The sequence below is a fragment of the Bacteroidota bacterium genome (assembly GCA_016721765.1).
Lineage (GTDB): Bacteria > Bacteroidota > Bacteroidia > UBA4408 > UBA4408 > UBA4408.
Map to the genome: position 1 here is coordinate 1,525,186 of JADKHO010000001.1, position 14,499 is coordinate 1,539,684.

Here is a 14,499-nt window from a genome sequence, read left to right on the forward strand (position 1 = left end):
ATGGCACAACACGTTCATATCCTTCTGCTTCGAGTAATTTATCTAAATTTATAACAATAGGTGTTTCTAATAAGAACGTTAATCATTCAATCGGAGAGTAGACAAAGGGAGATTTAAACACAAACACCGTAGAAGGGCTTTTTAGCCACCTAAAAAGAGGCATTATAGGCATATACCACCAAACAAGCCAAAAACACCTTGAAAAGTATTGTAATGAGTTTAGTTTCCGATATAATACTAGGAAGTGTAAAGAGGTTGAAAGATTTGATATCGCTATACGCCAATCTAAAGGACGCTTAACTTATGCTAATTTAATTAAGAAGGTAGAAAAATAATTTTTTCAGACCTGTATTTTTGTTTTTTAACAAATAGTGGTTAAAAATAATGTAGGTTATGTGAAAAAATTTTGTAAAATTGCATATCTTTACTCAAGAGTAAAAGATAGCAAGTTTCCGATAAAATGGTCAAAATTTCTGAAATATCCGACTACATTATTTTTAAATTAAAGTCTGAAGGGGCTTTAGATTTAAGCACCTTAAAACATCAAAAACTTCTATACTATGCTCAAGCTTGGCACTTAGCATTTTTTGAGGGTGAAAAGTTATTTGAAGGTGAATTTCAGGCTTGGATTCATGGACCTGTAAACAGAGAGATTTACGACCTTTATAAGGAAAAAAAATATCTGTATAGTGAAATGATGGTTGAAGATATTACCAACCTAGCAGCCGTTTCATTATTAGCCCCTCAATATCAAAATCACCTCAATACTATTTTAGATGTTTACGCCCCATTTACAGCGACTCAGCTTGAGTATATGACCCACAACGAACTTCCGTGGATTGAGGCAAGAAAGGGCTACTCTCCATACGCAAGATGCGAACAGATAATTAACGAAAAGACAATGCAGTCTTACTATTCTGCAAGGCTCAAGTAATCGTAATATATATTTTCTTACGTGAAACCTGTTGTAAAAGAAAGCTTTGTTTCAAGGCAGCCTATAATCCCCGCAAATTTACAACAGTCCAAAAAATGGACTTTTTCTTTTGAATACTTCAAGCATGATTTAGATTATTTTGGACTGGGAGAAACTCCCTCAGGGTGGTTTGTGTCCTTACTTGAAAAGTTAAAAGAGCTATCAAAAGAGGAAATTAGAGAAATTGAAAATAATTATGCTAGAAAGAAGTCTAATAGATACCACAAAATAGATTGGGATGCAGAAAACATTCCCTACAAACGGGCAGATTTTAAATGGCTAAAAAAAGAAATACTTGAAAATGATGTTGAGTTTCCATTTTTTCAATTCCAAGTATCTTTAGCTATGGGGAGAGTGGTTGGATTTTGGGATGTTGGACAGGAAAAGTTTAATATAATTTTACTGGACACCAAGCATAATTTGCAGCCTTCAAAAAGATACCAATACAAAGTTGATGACACTTCTGAAATTGCCTGTGATTATACATCTCTTATACTGGACTTAGATAGATTAAAAAAAATGAGTTGTTCAGATGCAAATTGCGCTTGTAAGTTAGAGCTAGGAAAACTTCCAACAAAACTTAACAGAGGAAATTTTGTATATTGCCTTATTGAAGACGATAGTTATTATGAAGACTTTATTGGCAGGTGTAAGGATAAAAGCCTTACAGAGCTATTAGAAATGGGTTTATTAAGTAGTTAAAACCATTATGAAGGTAGTAGACTTTTTTTTAAATAATTTCCTTTACGGATTGCTTTATTTTGATGGAAAATTATTTTTAACATCAGGGTTAAGAGTTACTTATAAAGACAGACCAAACGACAATAGTAAATTCTTTTTTGAGTGGTTTGAGGGAATTGAAAAGGACGGGAACTTTATTTCCAGCCCCAACGGGAGTATATTTGTATGCTTTCAGGAAACAGAAAAAGGGATAATTTTCTTTTATGAAGACAAAGAATATACATTTAAAAAGATTGACGGTAAAAAATTAGAGTTCACAAACGATTCGGGAAGCCACTTTATAGAGCGCAGATTGTGATTCTTTAGATAATCTTAGTTCGATTGCCTGTTCTTCACTCAACCCCATCCATCTTAAATTATCTTTTCTAAAAGGAGCTGATTTTAAACACTCAAATATTTTTTGTGTCTTTTCCTCGCCTAAAACCTTTCCCCCTGACTTTAAACCACTTACCTTCTCTTGGTCTTGGTTGTATGTTGATTCCGGAAATTATGCCTTTTTCAAATTGATAAAAATTACTTATTTTTATTTCGAAAAAAATTATTTCTTTTTCAGGTTCGAGTCCGGTTCCATACCCAACGAGACAACAAAAAAAATAAAAAAGTGTGATACTCCTGTGATACCTCTATTAGCAAAATATTGCCAGAAATCCTTTAAATACAGCACATCTAAAAATGAAAAAAGTCCTAGTCGGACAACCACTAAACAACAAAAACCCCTGTAAATTTAAAACATACAGGGGGTTTTTATTTCTGTTTCCGCAATTACGGACAGACTTAATGGTGCAATTTCAGGAATACAAAACCAAGTGAGATCTGAGCTGTTAAACCTGTTCTGCCGGTCTTTTAGAATTCACCTTTCAAACAGGTAGCCCAGCCCATCATTTTTTCGGAGATATGCTTTGAGAATTTGAGCGTGTTTGTATCCGGCTTTATATTCTTTTTGTTTTTTGCCACAATTTGAGGGTGACAATACACTTTTATGGAGTCAATCGGAGTGCTTGCAAGCAATTCGAGGTCCGACACTTGCAGGGGGTAAAAACTGATGGCTTGGTCTTCTATTCCGATATAATCCATAAGGCATTTCGATTCTATAACCTTGTTCCCTTTTAAGTAAAAATAAATGGGATCATCTTTAAGGTTATCATGTGGACCATGCTCTTTGTGTTTTTTATTTGATGTCCATAAGTAAAAATAAGGTACACCATCTGCTTTCACAAAGGAGCAGTAACCATAATAAGTGAGCATAATTTCATAAATACTGCTGGGGCGGGTGTTGAAAGTAATGTTTTGTGGCTGAGGAATATCAAAATGAAATTTCATGAGCTTGTTCAGCGATTCCGGTTTAGCCGATTTGCATTGCGAAAAGGCTGAATTTCCATTGACAACAAAGCACAAAAGGATTAGCGAAATAAGAGTAGTTTTTTTCATTGCGTTTTAAGTCTTAATTAGGATTTAACAGTGCTAATATACTAAACAGAATAGCATCATAGAACCTGTAGAGTGTTATAAAGTTGATTTTGAAATTACGTCTTCAAAACCCTATGTGAACCCTATGAAATCTATGATCCTATGTGTTTCAAAAAAAAACATTTGAAAAGTGAATCTTAAAAAGAACGAAGTTTCACTAAGAAAATCCCAGCTATTCCGTTTTAATAAACTTCTTAATCGCCACCGAATTTGCAGTTTTGACTTGTAAAGTATAAATCCCCGGAGCAAAATTACTTAGGTCAATTTGTTTGTTGTTTTGATTCATGTTTTCAGTATAAACTTCTTGGCCATATGCATTCATTATATTTAATGTAGCTTTTACAGCAGCCGCATTAATACTTACATTCAATTGAGCTTTGGCAGGATTCGGATAAACTTGCAAGCTTTCAGAAGCATCTAGTTCATTTACAGTTAGTGGAGTAAGATCGAAATGAATATTTGCTCGATTGGCTGTAGTGTATAAAGAACCCATAGTTGCGCTTGCACTAAAAGAATGGGAAACTACAGCAGGGGAAAATCCGGCAGTACCTGCCCAATTAACTCCCGCTGTTCCGGCTCCTTGACGCACCCAGCGAGTGAGTATCATTAAATTATCGCTTCCATTCCAAAAATAAGGTGTAGTTAAAGCAAAATCTACCCAGCCAATACTTGCGGGCAATCCAACTGTTGAGCTATTATAAACAAGTGTAGCACCTACAGATTCTAAATCAAAATTTCCGGCACCTCCACTAAAATCGGAAAGTGTGGTGGGTTTAATATAAATTTCAAACGTTGCATCGTTTCCAAGGTAGCCGCCCGCATCGTTTTTGTACCATCCAATGCTGTTGATGGTTCCGGTTCCGGCACCACTTGCCGCTAATTCAGTTTGGGTGTAAATACTCAAGTTCCAACTGTGTGTATTGGTGCTGCCACTGCTAAAAATATAAATGGGACCGTATAAATTATTGGCAGTTCCGGTGCCAATGGTAAAGGTTTGAGCAGAAGTTGCCAGAATGCTGCTTATAAAAATGCTTAGGGTGTAAAGAAGTTTTTTCATGTTTTTTTTATTCAAATGTATAAATAAATTGCTTATTCATAATTATTATTAGAGCTTGCATTTGCATCAATTTATGGAATAAAACGTATGGCTACTTTATGAATATTCTATCTTAAAATGTTTTTTTGAAACAGGCCGGAATGCAACGATAATAAGTTTTACAAGTGAAATGATTTGAAGCTACAGTTCAAAAATCCAATAGGCGAATCTTTCGAATTTAGTAGTGCATGGGAACGCAATACTATGCACGTTTCATTAATTCCGGCAGCAATTAACTGTTATTCGTTGGGGAGCAATTGTGTGCTCTATTTTTTTTTCTATTTTTAATTCCAAATTCTACTCTATGAAACAGCTACGACTTTGTTTTGCCCTCCTTCTAAGTTTTAATATATTGGCACACGCACAGCCTAAACCTGCAGCAAACAATACACCCAAAGATCCCTTAAATGCGGAGGTGTTCAGCGCCCTTCAGTTTCGCAGTATAGGCCCTGCAATGACATCCGGCAGGGTAGTAGACTTAGCTGTGAATCCAAAGAACCACAGCGAATATTATATCGCAGCTGCATCCGGTGGAGTATGGAAAACGGTGAATTCAGGTATATCCTATTTCCCTGTGTTCGATAAAGAAGCATCCTTTTCGATTTCCTGTGTGGTAATCGATCCCAACAATAGCAATGTGGTATGGGTGGGCACCGGCGAAAACAATAACCAGCGAGTAGCCGGCTATGGCGATGGTGTGTACAAGTCGGAGGACGGCGGAAAAAGCTGGAAAAACATGGGCTTAAAAACATCCGAGCACATCGGAAGAATTTGCATCGACCCTAAAAATTCAAATACAGTATTTGTGGCAGCCTACGGACCGCTGTGGAGTGCGGGTGGCGAACGTGGCATTTACAAAAGTACCGATGGGGGTAAAACTTGGAAAAACACATTAGCAATTAGCGAAAATACCGGTTGCAATGAAGTAGCCATCGACCCAAAGAATTCAAACATTTTATACGCAACAGCACACCAACGCAGGCGCCACGAATGGACCTACATCAGCGGCGGGCCCGAATCAGCTGTATACAAAAGTGTGGACGGAGGCGAAACGTGGAACAAGCTGGCAGGCGGTATTCCTGAAGACGATAAGGGTAGAATTGGTTTAGCCGTTTCACCTGTGAATTCGGATTATGTGTACATTATAATCGAAGGTACTGAAAAATCAAAAGGGCTTTACCGCAGCACTGATAAAGGTGCTAATTGGGAGAAGCGTGGAAATTTTAGCACTGCTGGAAATTATTATCAAGAATTAATTTGCGATCCTAAAAATGCGGATAAAGTCTATGCCATGGATTTTAATATTATGGTATCAAATGATGGAGGTAAGAATTTTACTCCAATTGGTGAAAAAAATAAGCATGTCGACAATCACGCTTTTTGGGTGGATGATGAAAATCCGAATCACCTGCTTTCAGGCTGTGATGGCGGGGTGTATGAAAGTTATGATGGTGCAAAATTATGGCAATTCAAAGACAATTTGCCCATCACGCAATTTTACCGCGTGTGTACAGATAATGATTATCCTTTTTACAATATATATGGTGGAACGCAAGATAATTTTAGCATGGGTGGGCCGTCACGCACCATTAGCGCCAGTGGAATCTTAAATTCCGATTGGTTTGTTACTACAGGTGGTGACGGATTTTTTTCACGTGTGGATCCAACCGATCCCAACACAGTATATTCCGAATCGCAATATGGCGGCTTGGTGCGTTTTGATAAAAAAAGTGGTGAAACGGTAGATATAAAACCCGTTGAAAAGGAGGGAGAGCCTGCTTACCGCTGGAACTGGGATGCACCTTTATTTATTAGTAATTTCAGCAATACCCGCTTGTATTTTGCAGCCAATAAATTATTCCGCAGCGACGATCGAGGAAATACATGGAATGCTGTGAGCCCTGATTTGACAAGACAATTGGATAGAAATAAATTGCCGGTTATGGGCAAAGTATGGAGTGTAGATGCCATCGCAAAAAATGCATCTACTTCTATTTATGGCAATATAATTTCATTTAGCGAGTCGCCAAAAAATGAAAACAGTTTGTATGTGGGTACGGATGATGGTTTGATTCAAGCAAGCACAGACGGAGGAAAAACATGGACAAAAATGGCCGTCTTTGCAGGCGTTCCGGAGCGCAGCCCGGTGAGTGCTTTGCTGGCTTCACAACATGCCGAAAATACGGTGTATGCAGCTTTTAACAATCACCGCAACGGAGATTTTAAGCCTTATGTTTTAAAATCTATGGATGGCGGAAAAACATGGTTGAGTATTTCTTCCAACCTTCCTGTACGCGGTTCTGTATATAGTATTGCAGAAGACCATGTGAATGCGAATTTGCTTTTTGCAGGAACAGAATTTGGAATTTATTTTTCACCGGATGGTGGTCAAAAATGGATACAACTCAATGGAGGATTACCCACCATTGCAGTGCGCGATATTGCCATTCAGAAACGTGAAAACGATTTGGTACTTGCCTCATTTGGCAGAGGATTTTATGTGTTGGATGATTATTCGATGTTACGCAATGTGAAGAAGGAAGAGCTCGAAAAACCTGCTGTTATATTTCCGATTAAAGATGCATTAATGTACATTGAAGCATTGCCGCTTGGCCATAAGGGAAAGGGATTTAGAGGAGAGGCCTTATATGCAGCCGCTAATCCACCAATGGGAGCTGTATTTACCTATCACCTCGCGGCAGATTTTAAAAGTGCAAAACTAAAGCGCAAAGAGCGCGAGAAAGAGAAAATCAAAAAAGGAGAAAACGTTTATTACCCTTCACTCGACTCTCTACGTTTGGAAGATAGGGAAGAGGAACCGGTTTTGATTTTTACGATTACGGATGAAGAGAACAATGTGATCCGAAGACTGAGAGAGCCTGCGAAAAAGGGATTGCATCGTCTCGTTTGGGATATGCGCTTTCCGGCTCCTGAACCTGTAAGTTTTCGTACACGTGATGAAGATAATCTCTACGATGAGCCAAACATAGGTCACCTGGTGCGGCCGGGAAAATATTTCGTTTCCGTTTCTAAGATAGAAAATAACATTGTTTCTCAATTAGCAGCTCCTGTTCCCTTTAATTGCGTTAAGCTGAACAATGTCTCCTTTCCTGCACCGGATCCAATGGCCCTGGAATATTTTTACGACAAGGTATCAGAGTTGGCGCGTGTTGTGAGTGCAGCCGATTCTTACAAGGATGAATTGACGAGCAGAATAAAATACATTAAGGTAGCTTTGCTCGAATCTCCTAAAAGCCCACTGGAACTGCAGGGAGATATAAAGAAAATTGAAAATTCTTTGAAGGACATTAATATTAAATTGAATGGAGATGCCTCAATATCCAAAAGGGAATTTGAAGTATTACCCGGAATCAATTCCCGCATCGGAAACATTGAATACAGCCTTTGGCGTAGCTCTCAGGCGCCTACTGAAACCAATAAGCAATCGTATGCCTTGGCAGTGAAACAATTCGAAAGTATTCCTGCCGAATTGAAAGCACTGGATGCAGGACTCAAAAAAATAGAGCAGCAATTGGAAAAGGATGGAGCGCCTTATACTCCCGGAAGAGAGATAGAGTGGAAGCGATAAAAATTGTATAAATAAGGTTTCGTTGTTTTGAATTTAATCCAATAGCAGTTTGGTAAGACTGGAATAATTTTAATTGGATAGCGTCACTCAAATCCAACCTTCAACAATTTAAAAACTCTTCCCCGGTCGGTATACATCAGCAACTCCTTTGGTGAAGTTTGCAGGTATATTTTGGGCCGGGCAAATATTTTTTTATCGCGTTCAGCAAAGAGCGGACGTTTTTTCATATCTCCGTTCTCGTCGAGCGTTACCAGCACACAAGTCGATTTTTTAGGTCCGCTAAACGTGCGGTAATCGCGTGGGTTGGGAATTTTTAAATTGCGGGTATTGTCGTTGAAAATAAAATTGATAGTGTTTTCTGAAATACCCATCGAATAGCTGCTGTAAGGGCCTTTGTCGTTTACAGTAACTTGAGTTTTTGGTACCGTTTTTACCCAATTTATTCTGCCATCCACATTGATGGAAGCCACAATCAAATCATTAAAATTATAGTAATAATCGGTGGTTACATACCGCCCATTATAGCTGGTAATGGTTTGAATATACCTTTGTTCAGCAACCATGTATGCCCCGCCATCCTTACGTTCTATAATCTGATCAATTTTAAATTCGCGCAGTTCATCCCCACGTTTCGCTTTACGGTCCGACATAAAATTGAGTAAAAACGATTTGTCAAATTCTTTCAATCCGCTGTTTTTAACTTCTTTGGTTTTGCCATCTAAGGATAAATAAAATGTACCCGCAATTTCATCCGAATAACGGCCTCTGTTAGAGAAAAATCCAGCAGCAATGAGGTCTTGATTTTGGTTCACTCGAAAACTCATATCCGATATGGTTTTTCCTTCCAATTGCACATCAAATTCTTTAACTACATCGCTATGTGCCTCAATTAAAAGAATTTTGTAGAGGTAGCTCGGACGGTCCTTAAACCAATTGCCTTTCTCTCCTTCCAGTTCAGTAAGCATATATAAATTACCACTTTTGTCGAGGATGTAATCGTGTATAGTAAAATTGGGATTCGAAAAAGGGAGCATCACGCGTGCATTGCCAAATAAGGCATTCAACGAATTATCAATTACTTTAAAGGCGAAGTTGAGGTTCTTCCCGCGCTTGGAATAGTCATTTTTAAACTCCAAAATCATCGAGCTATCACTCGACAGCACAAAACTGAAATCACTTCTTTCACCTTTGTCAGTTAACTCAATTTGATCGATGAGCTGTCGGTCATTTTCTATTTCGCCCGATGCATTAATGTGTTGTGCAAAGGCTTGGCTGAGTTTTGTTTCCTTATTGTAAAAAGAAGTAAATAAAATTAATTGTCCGTTTAAATAAAAAAGTTCCTCAAACTGAACATGTCTATTCCCCTCTATTTCGGGCATTTTTAATTCTTTCGAAAAAATAAAAGACATGCTTTCGGCATCAAATTTTTCGAGGTAATGGTCTTTTGGGCAGCTTGGGCAAAAGGGATTGTAGGTATCTTTTATAAAATAAATAGCACGATCATCTTTGCCCACAAATCGGTTGGGATATAACTTGCGTTCCGCTTCAATATCAGGCCCCCATTGCATTTTTGCAACTTGAGATAAAACTATATGAGGTTGAAGAAGCAGGCATAAAAAGAGGCAGTAACTCAGAACTAATTCTGAAATGCTGCCTCTTTTGTGCGAAAAGTGTAGCGTGTTCACTTTATTTTGGGTATCGTGGTCCAACCACTAGTTGAAATTTATTTCAAATTATGATATACATTTTGCACATCATCATCGGCTTCAAATTTTTCAATGAGCAGCATAATTTCTTCGCTTTGGGCATCCGTTAATTCTGTTTGGGTATGCGGCACACGCATATTTTCAGAACTAATAACATTGAATTTTTTTTCTTCCAAGGCTTTATGCATCATACCAAAATCGTGAAAAGCAGTTTCCACAATAATTTCATTTTCATCGTTCAGGTATACATCTTGTGCACCAAAATCAATCAGTTCCAATTCAAGTTCATCTACTTGTAAGCCATCCGACTTTAGTTTAAAAACCCCTTTTCGCTCAAATAAAAAATCAAGTGAACCGGTTTTGCCAAGCGTTCCATTTCCACGGTTAAAATACATGCGGATGTTGGCAACAGTTCGGGTTGGATTATCGGTAGCACATTCCACTAAAATTCCAATACCATAAGGTCCATAGCCTTCGTACACCATTTCTTCAAAATCTTTTTCTTCTTTTGAAGAGGCACGCTTAATGGCCGCTTCAATACGGTCTTTGGGCATGTTGATTCCTTTTGCATTTTGCATGGCCATGCGCAAACGCGGATTCATATTCGGATCCGGTCCACCTTGCTTTACTGCAATTGCAATTTCTTTACCGGCACGGGTAAAGCCTTTCGCCATTTTATCATAGCGGGCAAACATCTTGTACTTACGCTTTTCAAATACTCTTCCCATATTATTTCTATTACTTTTTAATCTAAATAAATTTATTTTTTGAAAATCTTGCTTGGCTTTTGTGAGGTATGGAAAACTCTTGACACAACAACTTTGTTTTTTGTGGCCTTGTAAATAATTTTATAGCTCCAAACTACCAAAAAGCGGTATTCGTTTTTTTTATGTTTTAGCAGTGGTTCTATTGGGCCAAGTTGAGGGTAATCAATTAATTTGCTAGATGCTTCAAGAATCTTATTGAGGACTAATTTAGCATAAAATGTTCCTTGTTCAGATTGAATATATTTTGCAGCTCGTTCAAGTTGTTCTATTGCTAATTTTGTCCAAACTACTTCAACCATTTCTTTGCCTTTTTTTCTACTTCACGCTGGGTAAAGATATTGCCCTCCTTTTCCTGCTCCTCCGACTTTTCAATATCCGCTAAAAGAGCTAATTGCTCATACACCTCCTCTAATGTAGTATTTGGCTTAATTCTCCCAGCTATCTCCAGTAAAGATGCTTTAATTTTTAACGCTGTCATTTGAACTACTATTTTCAACAAATTTATAACTTATCAACTATAAAAGAAAGGATTAATCACTTCAAAATTATCCTCCCCAATTGTGCCGAAAAATGCTTTTTGGCTTCCAATAGGGCTTGCAATTGCTCAATTAAACCTTGCATGTTTTCGTCGGTTGATTCTTTTAACTGTAACTGATTTTCATTAATAAGTTTCATTATTTTGGTATTCTTAAGCGAAAACAAAGCACTGTAAACCGATTGTTTTAGCACCATTTCCTCCGTTTGCACATTGATGTGATGCCGCTCCCAATGTTGGCTCAATTCATATTTATTGCTCACCAAATCAATTGCCAATTGTTGAATCACCGGATCGTGATGCTGCGTAAAGTAAGCCACATCCGGCACTTTTTCATCCGCTAAATGTTGTGCTACTTCAGTAAAAATGAGTTGGTAGTTTTTATTTTCAAACAGTAAGTTATCGTGTGTAATTTCGAAATGAATGCGCTCTGCAACAGTCGTAGTAACTGTTTGCATGTTTTGCTCTTCGTCCATTACTTCAAAATGAATTTCACGATTCCCAAAATTCACCAAAATTCGAATGATATCTCTTTCCTGATATTCGATTGCATCTTCAACAACAAACTCCTTTTCAGCTTCTTCATATTCCTGAGATGAAGGTGAAGTGCTTCCCGTTTCAAATCCTGATTTTTCGCTCTGTTCACCAATTTTTTTTCGACGCAGCTTATTTAATTCCGTGAGCAAAATTTGCTCGCCCATATCCATGATGCGGCTGCATTCTTTCACATACACTGAACGTGAAATGGCATCTGGAATTAGTGCAATGGTTTCGACAATATTGTGAATGAGCTCCGCTTTTTTAATCGGATCATTCTCTGTTTCCTTATAAAGCAAACCTGTTTTAAACCGAATAAAATCCAATGAATTTTTCTGAATAAAGGCTTCCAGTTCCTCACTGCTCACTTTTTTGGAATAGGAATCGGGATCTTCACCATCCGGGAATAGCAATACTTTTACGTTCATGCCTTCCTCCAAAATCAAATTTATTCCGCGAAAAGAAGCTTTTATCCCTGCATTATCACCATCGTAAAGTATGGTAATGTTTTTTGTATAGCGATGAATGAGCCGTATTTGCTCAACTGTAAGCGAAGTTCCAGAAGAGGCAACCACATTTTCAACACCGGCCTGAAACAAAGAAATCACATCGGTATAGCCTTCCACCAAAAAGCAATTCTCTTTGGCTATGATGGATTTTTTTGCAAAATACAAACCATACAATACGTTGCTCTTATGATAGATCTCGGTCTCGGGCGAATTGATGTATTTCGCCACTTTTTTATCCGAGCCAAGAATTCTGCCTCCAAAAGCTATCACCCTTCCCGAAATGTTATGCACCGGAAACATGACGCGACCTGAAAAACGGTCAAAATATTTTGCTGCAGCGAGCTCACTTGGAACTGCATTTGCATCTGCAGATAAATCAACCTGTTGCTGCTTTTCGCTTTTTATGGTTAAACCGGAGCGCACCAAGTAATCCACTTTGTAACCCGCTTCAATGGCGGCATCCGTAAAGTTGCGCCACTTGTCGTGAGAATAGCCCAACTGAAATTTTTCAATGATATCTTCTCGAAATCCACGTTCTTTAAAGTAACTCAAGCCAATTGCTTTGCCTTCCGGCGAACGGTGTAATTGCTCAGTAAAATATTTTTGTGCAAAAGCCGATACTAAAAAAATACTCTCGCGCTCGTTATCAATTTCAATTTGTTCGGCACTGGCTTGCTCCTCTAAAATTTCGATGTTATACTTTTTTGCAAGGTAGCGCAAGGCATCCGGGTAAGAGAGCGTTTCATGCTCCATGATAAAATTCACAGAATTACCACCTTTTCCACAACCAAAGCATTTGTAAATTCCTTTGGTGGGAGAAACCGTAAACGAAGGTGTTTTCTCGTTGTGAAACGGACAATTCCCCAACAAATTCACTCCTCTGCGTTTGAGCGTTACGAAATCGCCTACGACCTCCTCTACACGAGCCGTTTCAAAAATTTTATCTATCGTTTCTTTTGGTATCACAATCCTGAAAAAGGAAGGCTAAAGTACGCAAAATAGCTGGAATGCTTATGGAAATTCAAGTTAGAAATGCTGAATTTATTTTGTATTTTTAAGCACAACAATACATCATTGAGAATCATTTTATATTAAGGTTGATGTCGACTATTGAGAATCCAAGCAGCGTTATTCGTAAAACGCTTACGTCTCGCTCAATTATTTTGGCTTTCTTTTTACTTTTTGTTCAGGTAGCACTGTATGCGTCTCAAAGCCGGAAAGTGCTCATCATTGGCATTGACGGATGCCGCTCCGATGCCCTTCAGCAAGCGAATGCGCCACACATTGACTCTTTGGCTAATGCAGGATTATACAGTTACGATTCCTGGCATTTGGGAATAACTATTTCGGGTCCGTCCTGGTCAACCATCATGACAGGCACTTGGTGGAACAAACATGGGGTTAAAGGAAATAGTTATGCCAACAGTAATTTTAACAGCTATCCCTATTTTACAAAACGTGCCAAAGAATTAAAGCCGAATCTCCATTGTGTGCAAATTGCGGAGTGGGGGCCGCTTAGCACGGAGGTGTATAACGATGGAATGGATTTAAAAATTCAAACCGATGATGGCGGAGATTCCACTACTGCTGAAGCGCTAAGGCAATTAAACGACAGCAATTTGGATTGCCTGTTTGCATATTATGAAGCGGTAGACCGAGCCGGTCATGCAACAGGATTTAGTCCAAACAATTCCAACTATATTTCATCTATCGAGTATGTGGATGATCAAGTTGGTATTTTAATGAACAAACTCAAAACTCGTCCACACTATGCACATGAGGATTGGTTGGTTTTATTGGTTACTGATCATGGAGGAACGGGCATTTTGCACGGTGGCAATTCTTGGTCGGAGCGCCATGTGTGGTGGATTGCTTCCGGAAGTGCAGTGGAATCAGCACAAATTATTAAAGGTGATCCGGGTACCTATAACTTTTTGGGCACCGGGATATTTAATTCTTTGGGTGTAAACAAAACGCTCATGAAACAATCGCCTGTATTAGCAGATATAGCGGTTACTGCGCTACATCATTTAATTTATGATACCGGTATAAATCCCGAAACCTACACCGCTTGGCAATTGGATGGTAAATCGTGGTTAGCGAATACCATTGGCATGGAAGAATTGACGGAGCAAAATCATATCAATATTTATCCAAATCCAAGCGGAGGTGAGATAAACTTAATAGTAGAAAATCCTCTTGGAGAATCGGTTCAGGTGCAAGTGTATGACCTTAGCGGCAGATGTGTGAAACAGATGGAAGCTAGTAAAGGGAGCAACAAGCTTAAACTAGATTTGAGCGATTTAACCAATGGGACCTATCTTTCAAAAGTGAGTATTGGTAAACAATCCACAACTAAACGCATTACCCTGCTGCGTTAATTCGCTTAATGGAATGAATTTTAAGCCGACTAAATCATTTTTTAGGCGAATGTCATGAATAATTAAGGGGATCGTTTACTCGTATTTATGCTAAATACTGGTCTTCTCAAATACTAAATCGAAAAACGAAAAGGACCGGCCTATGAGAAATTGGCGTTAAGAAATTTGAATTCATTTTTAGGCGCGGGCCCTGTATAA

Annotated in this window: 12 protein-coding genes and 1 pseudogene; 6 read left to right on the plus strand and 7 right to left on the minus strand. The window is 38.4% G+C overall.

Features of this window, described 5'->3' with window-relative positions; all coding sequences use genetic code 11:
- The first annotated feature begins 107 nt into the window (after window positions 1-107).
- From IPP32_05390 to IPP32_05405, 4 genes and pseudogenes are all read left to right on the plus strand, one after another.
- Window positions 108-335: pseudogene (locus tag IPP32_05390) on the plus strand (transposase).
- Window positions 336-460: 125 nt separating this feature from the next.
- On the plus strand, window positions 461-934 hold the full coding sequence (locus IPP32_05395; GenBank protein MBL0047517.1) for a DUF4065 domain-containing protein: 474 nt from the start codon (window positions 461-463) through the stop codon (window positions 932-934).
- A gap of 21 nt (window positions 935-955) precedes the next feature.
- Window positions 956-1,675, plus strand: coding sequence for a hypothetical protein (locus tag IPP32_05400; protein MBL0047518.1), 720 nt, complete (start codon window positions 956-958; stop codon window positions 1,673-1,675).
- A 7-nt stretch (window positions 1,676-1,682) separates the two neighbouring features.
- Window positions 1,683-2,012 carry a hypothetical protein gene (locus IPP32_05405; GenBank protein ID MBL0047519.1) on the plus strand — a complete coding sequence of 110 codons (330 nt, stop codon included), beginning with the start codon at window positions 1,683-1,685 and terminating at the stop codon, window positions 2,010-2,012.
- Between the two features lie 545 nt (window positions 2,013-2,557).
- On the opposite strand, the gene IPP32_05410 is transcribed toward IPP32_05405, so the two are convergent.
- Window positions 2,558-3,142 carry a hypothetical protein gene (locus tag IPP32_05410; protein MBL0047520.1) on the minus strand — a complete coding sequence of 195 codons (585 nt, stop codon included), beginning with the start codon at window positions 3,140-3,142 and terminating at the stop codon, window positions 2,558-2,560.
- Between the two features lie 211 nt (window positions 3,143-3,353).
- Window positions 3,354-4,238 carry a T9SS type A sorting domain-containing protein gene (locus IPP32_05415; GenBank protein MBL0047521.1) on the minus strand — a complete coding sequence of 295 codons (885 nt, stop codon included), beginning with the start codon at window positions 4,236-4,238 and terminating at the stop codon, window positions 3,354-3,356.
- Window positions 4,239-4,581: 343 nt separating this feature from the next.
- Here IPP32_05415 and IPP32_05420 point away from each other — a divergent pair, with 343 nt between their 5' ends.
- On the plus strand, window positions 4,582-7,866 hold the full coding sequence (locus tag IPP32_05420; GenBank protein ID MBL0047522.1) for a glycosyl hydrolase: 3,285 nt from the start codon (window positions 4,582-4,584) through the stop codon (window positions 7,864-7,866).
- A gap of 83 nt (window positions 7,867-7,949) precedes the next feature.
- Here the strand turns inward: IPP32_05420 and IPP32_05425 are convergent, their stop codons facing one another.
- From IPP32_05425 to dnaG, 5 genes are read right to left on the minus strand one after another with little or no spacing between them, the layout of a single operon-like run.
- Complete coding sequence (locus IPP32_05425) at window positions 7,950-9,551, minus strand: hypothetical protein (GenBank protein ID MBL0047523.1); 1,602 nt, start codon at window positions 9,549-9,551, stop codon at window positions 7,950-7,952.
- A gap of 38 nt (window positions 9,552-9,589) precedes the next feature.
- Window positions 9,590-10,300: a YebC/PmpR family DNA-binding transcriptional regulator gene (locus IPP32_05430; protein ID MBL0047524.1), complete on the minus strand. Its 711-nt coding sequence runs from the start codon at window positions 10,298-10,300 to the stop codon at window positions 9,590-9,592.
- A 32-nt stretch (window positions 10,301-10,332) separates the two neighbouring features.
- The gene (locus tag IPP32_05435; protein MBL0047525.1) at window positions 10,333-10,638 is read right to left on the minus strand and encodes a type II toxin-antitoxin system RelE/ParE family toxin; all 306 of its coding nucleotides are present in this window, start codon (window positions 10,636-10,638) and stop codon (window positions 10,333-10,335) included.
- Window positions 10,626-10,817 (minus strand): hypothetical protein, encoded by a 192-nt coding sequence (locus IPP32_05440; protein ID MBL0047526.1) that lies wholly within the window; start codon window positions 10,815-10,817, stop codon window positions 10,626-10,628. The genes IPP32_05435 and IPP32_05440 overlap by 13 nt, the downstream gene beginning before the upstream one ends.
- A gap of 56 nt (window positions 10,818-10,873) precedes the next feature.
- Window positions 10,874-12,886 (minus strand): DNA primase, encoded by a 2,013-nt coding sequence (dnaG, locus tag IPP32_05445; protein ID MBL0047527.1) that lies wholly within the window; start codon window positions 12,884-12,886, stop codon window positions 10,874-10,876.
- Window positions 12,887-13,020: 134 nt separating this feature from the next.
- On the opposite strand from dnaG, the gene IPP32_05450 reads away from it, so the two are divergent.
- Window positions 13,021-14,301, plus strand: a complete 1,281-nt coding sequence (locus tag IPP32_05450) for an alkaline phosphatase family protein (GenBank protein ID MBL0047528.1) — start codon at window positions 13,021-13,023, stop codon at window positions 14,299-14,301.
- Window positions 14,302-14,499: the final 198 nt, after the last annotated feature.

Excerpts from the sequence above, each read along its gene's own strand:
- IPP32_05395 (MBL0047517.1), top strand. The coding sequence starts at position 461 with ATGGTCAAAATTTCTGAAATATCCGACTACATTATTTTTAAATTAAAG.
- IPP32_05405 (MBL0047519.1), top strand. The coding sequence starts at position 1,683 with ATGAAGGTAGTAGACTTTTTTTTAAATAATTTCCTTTACGGATTGCTT.
- IPP32_05410 (MBL0047520.1), bottom strand. The coding sequence starts at position 3,142 with ATGAAAAAAACTACTCTTATTTCGCTAATCCTTTTGTGCTTTGTTGTC.
- IPP32_05415 (MBL0047521.1), bottom strand. The coding sequence starts at position 4,238 with ATGAAAAAACTTCTTTACACCCTAAGCATTTTTATAAGCAGCATTCTG.
- IPP32_05420 (MBL0047522.1), top strand. The coding sequence starts at position 4,582 with ATGAAACAGCTACGACTTTGTTTTGCCCTCCTTCTAAGTTTTAATATA.
- IPP32_05430 (MBL0047524.1), bottom strand. The coding sequence starts at position 10,300 with ATGGGAAGAGTATTTGAAAAGCGTAAGTACAAGATGTTTGCCCGCTAT.
- IPP32_05435 (MBL0047525.1), bottom strand. The coding sequence starts at position 10,638 with ATGGTTGAAGTAGTTTGGACAAAATTAGCAATAGAACAACTTGAACGA.
- IPP32_05440 (MBL0047526.1), bottom strand. The coding sequence starts at position 10,817 with ATGACAGCGTTAAAAATTAAAGCATCTTTACTGGAGATAGCTGGGAGA.
- IPP32_05450 (MBL0047528.1), top strand. The coding sequence starts at position 13,021 with ATGTCGACTATTGAGAATCCAAGCAGCGTTATTCGTAAAACGCTTACG.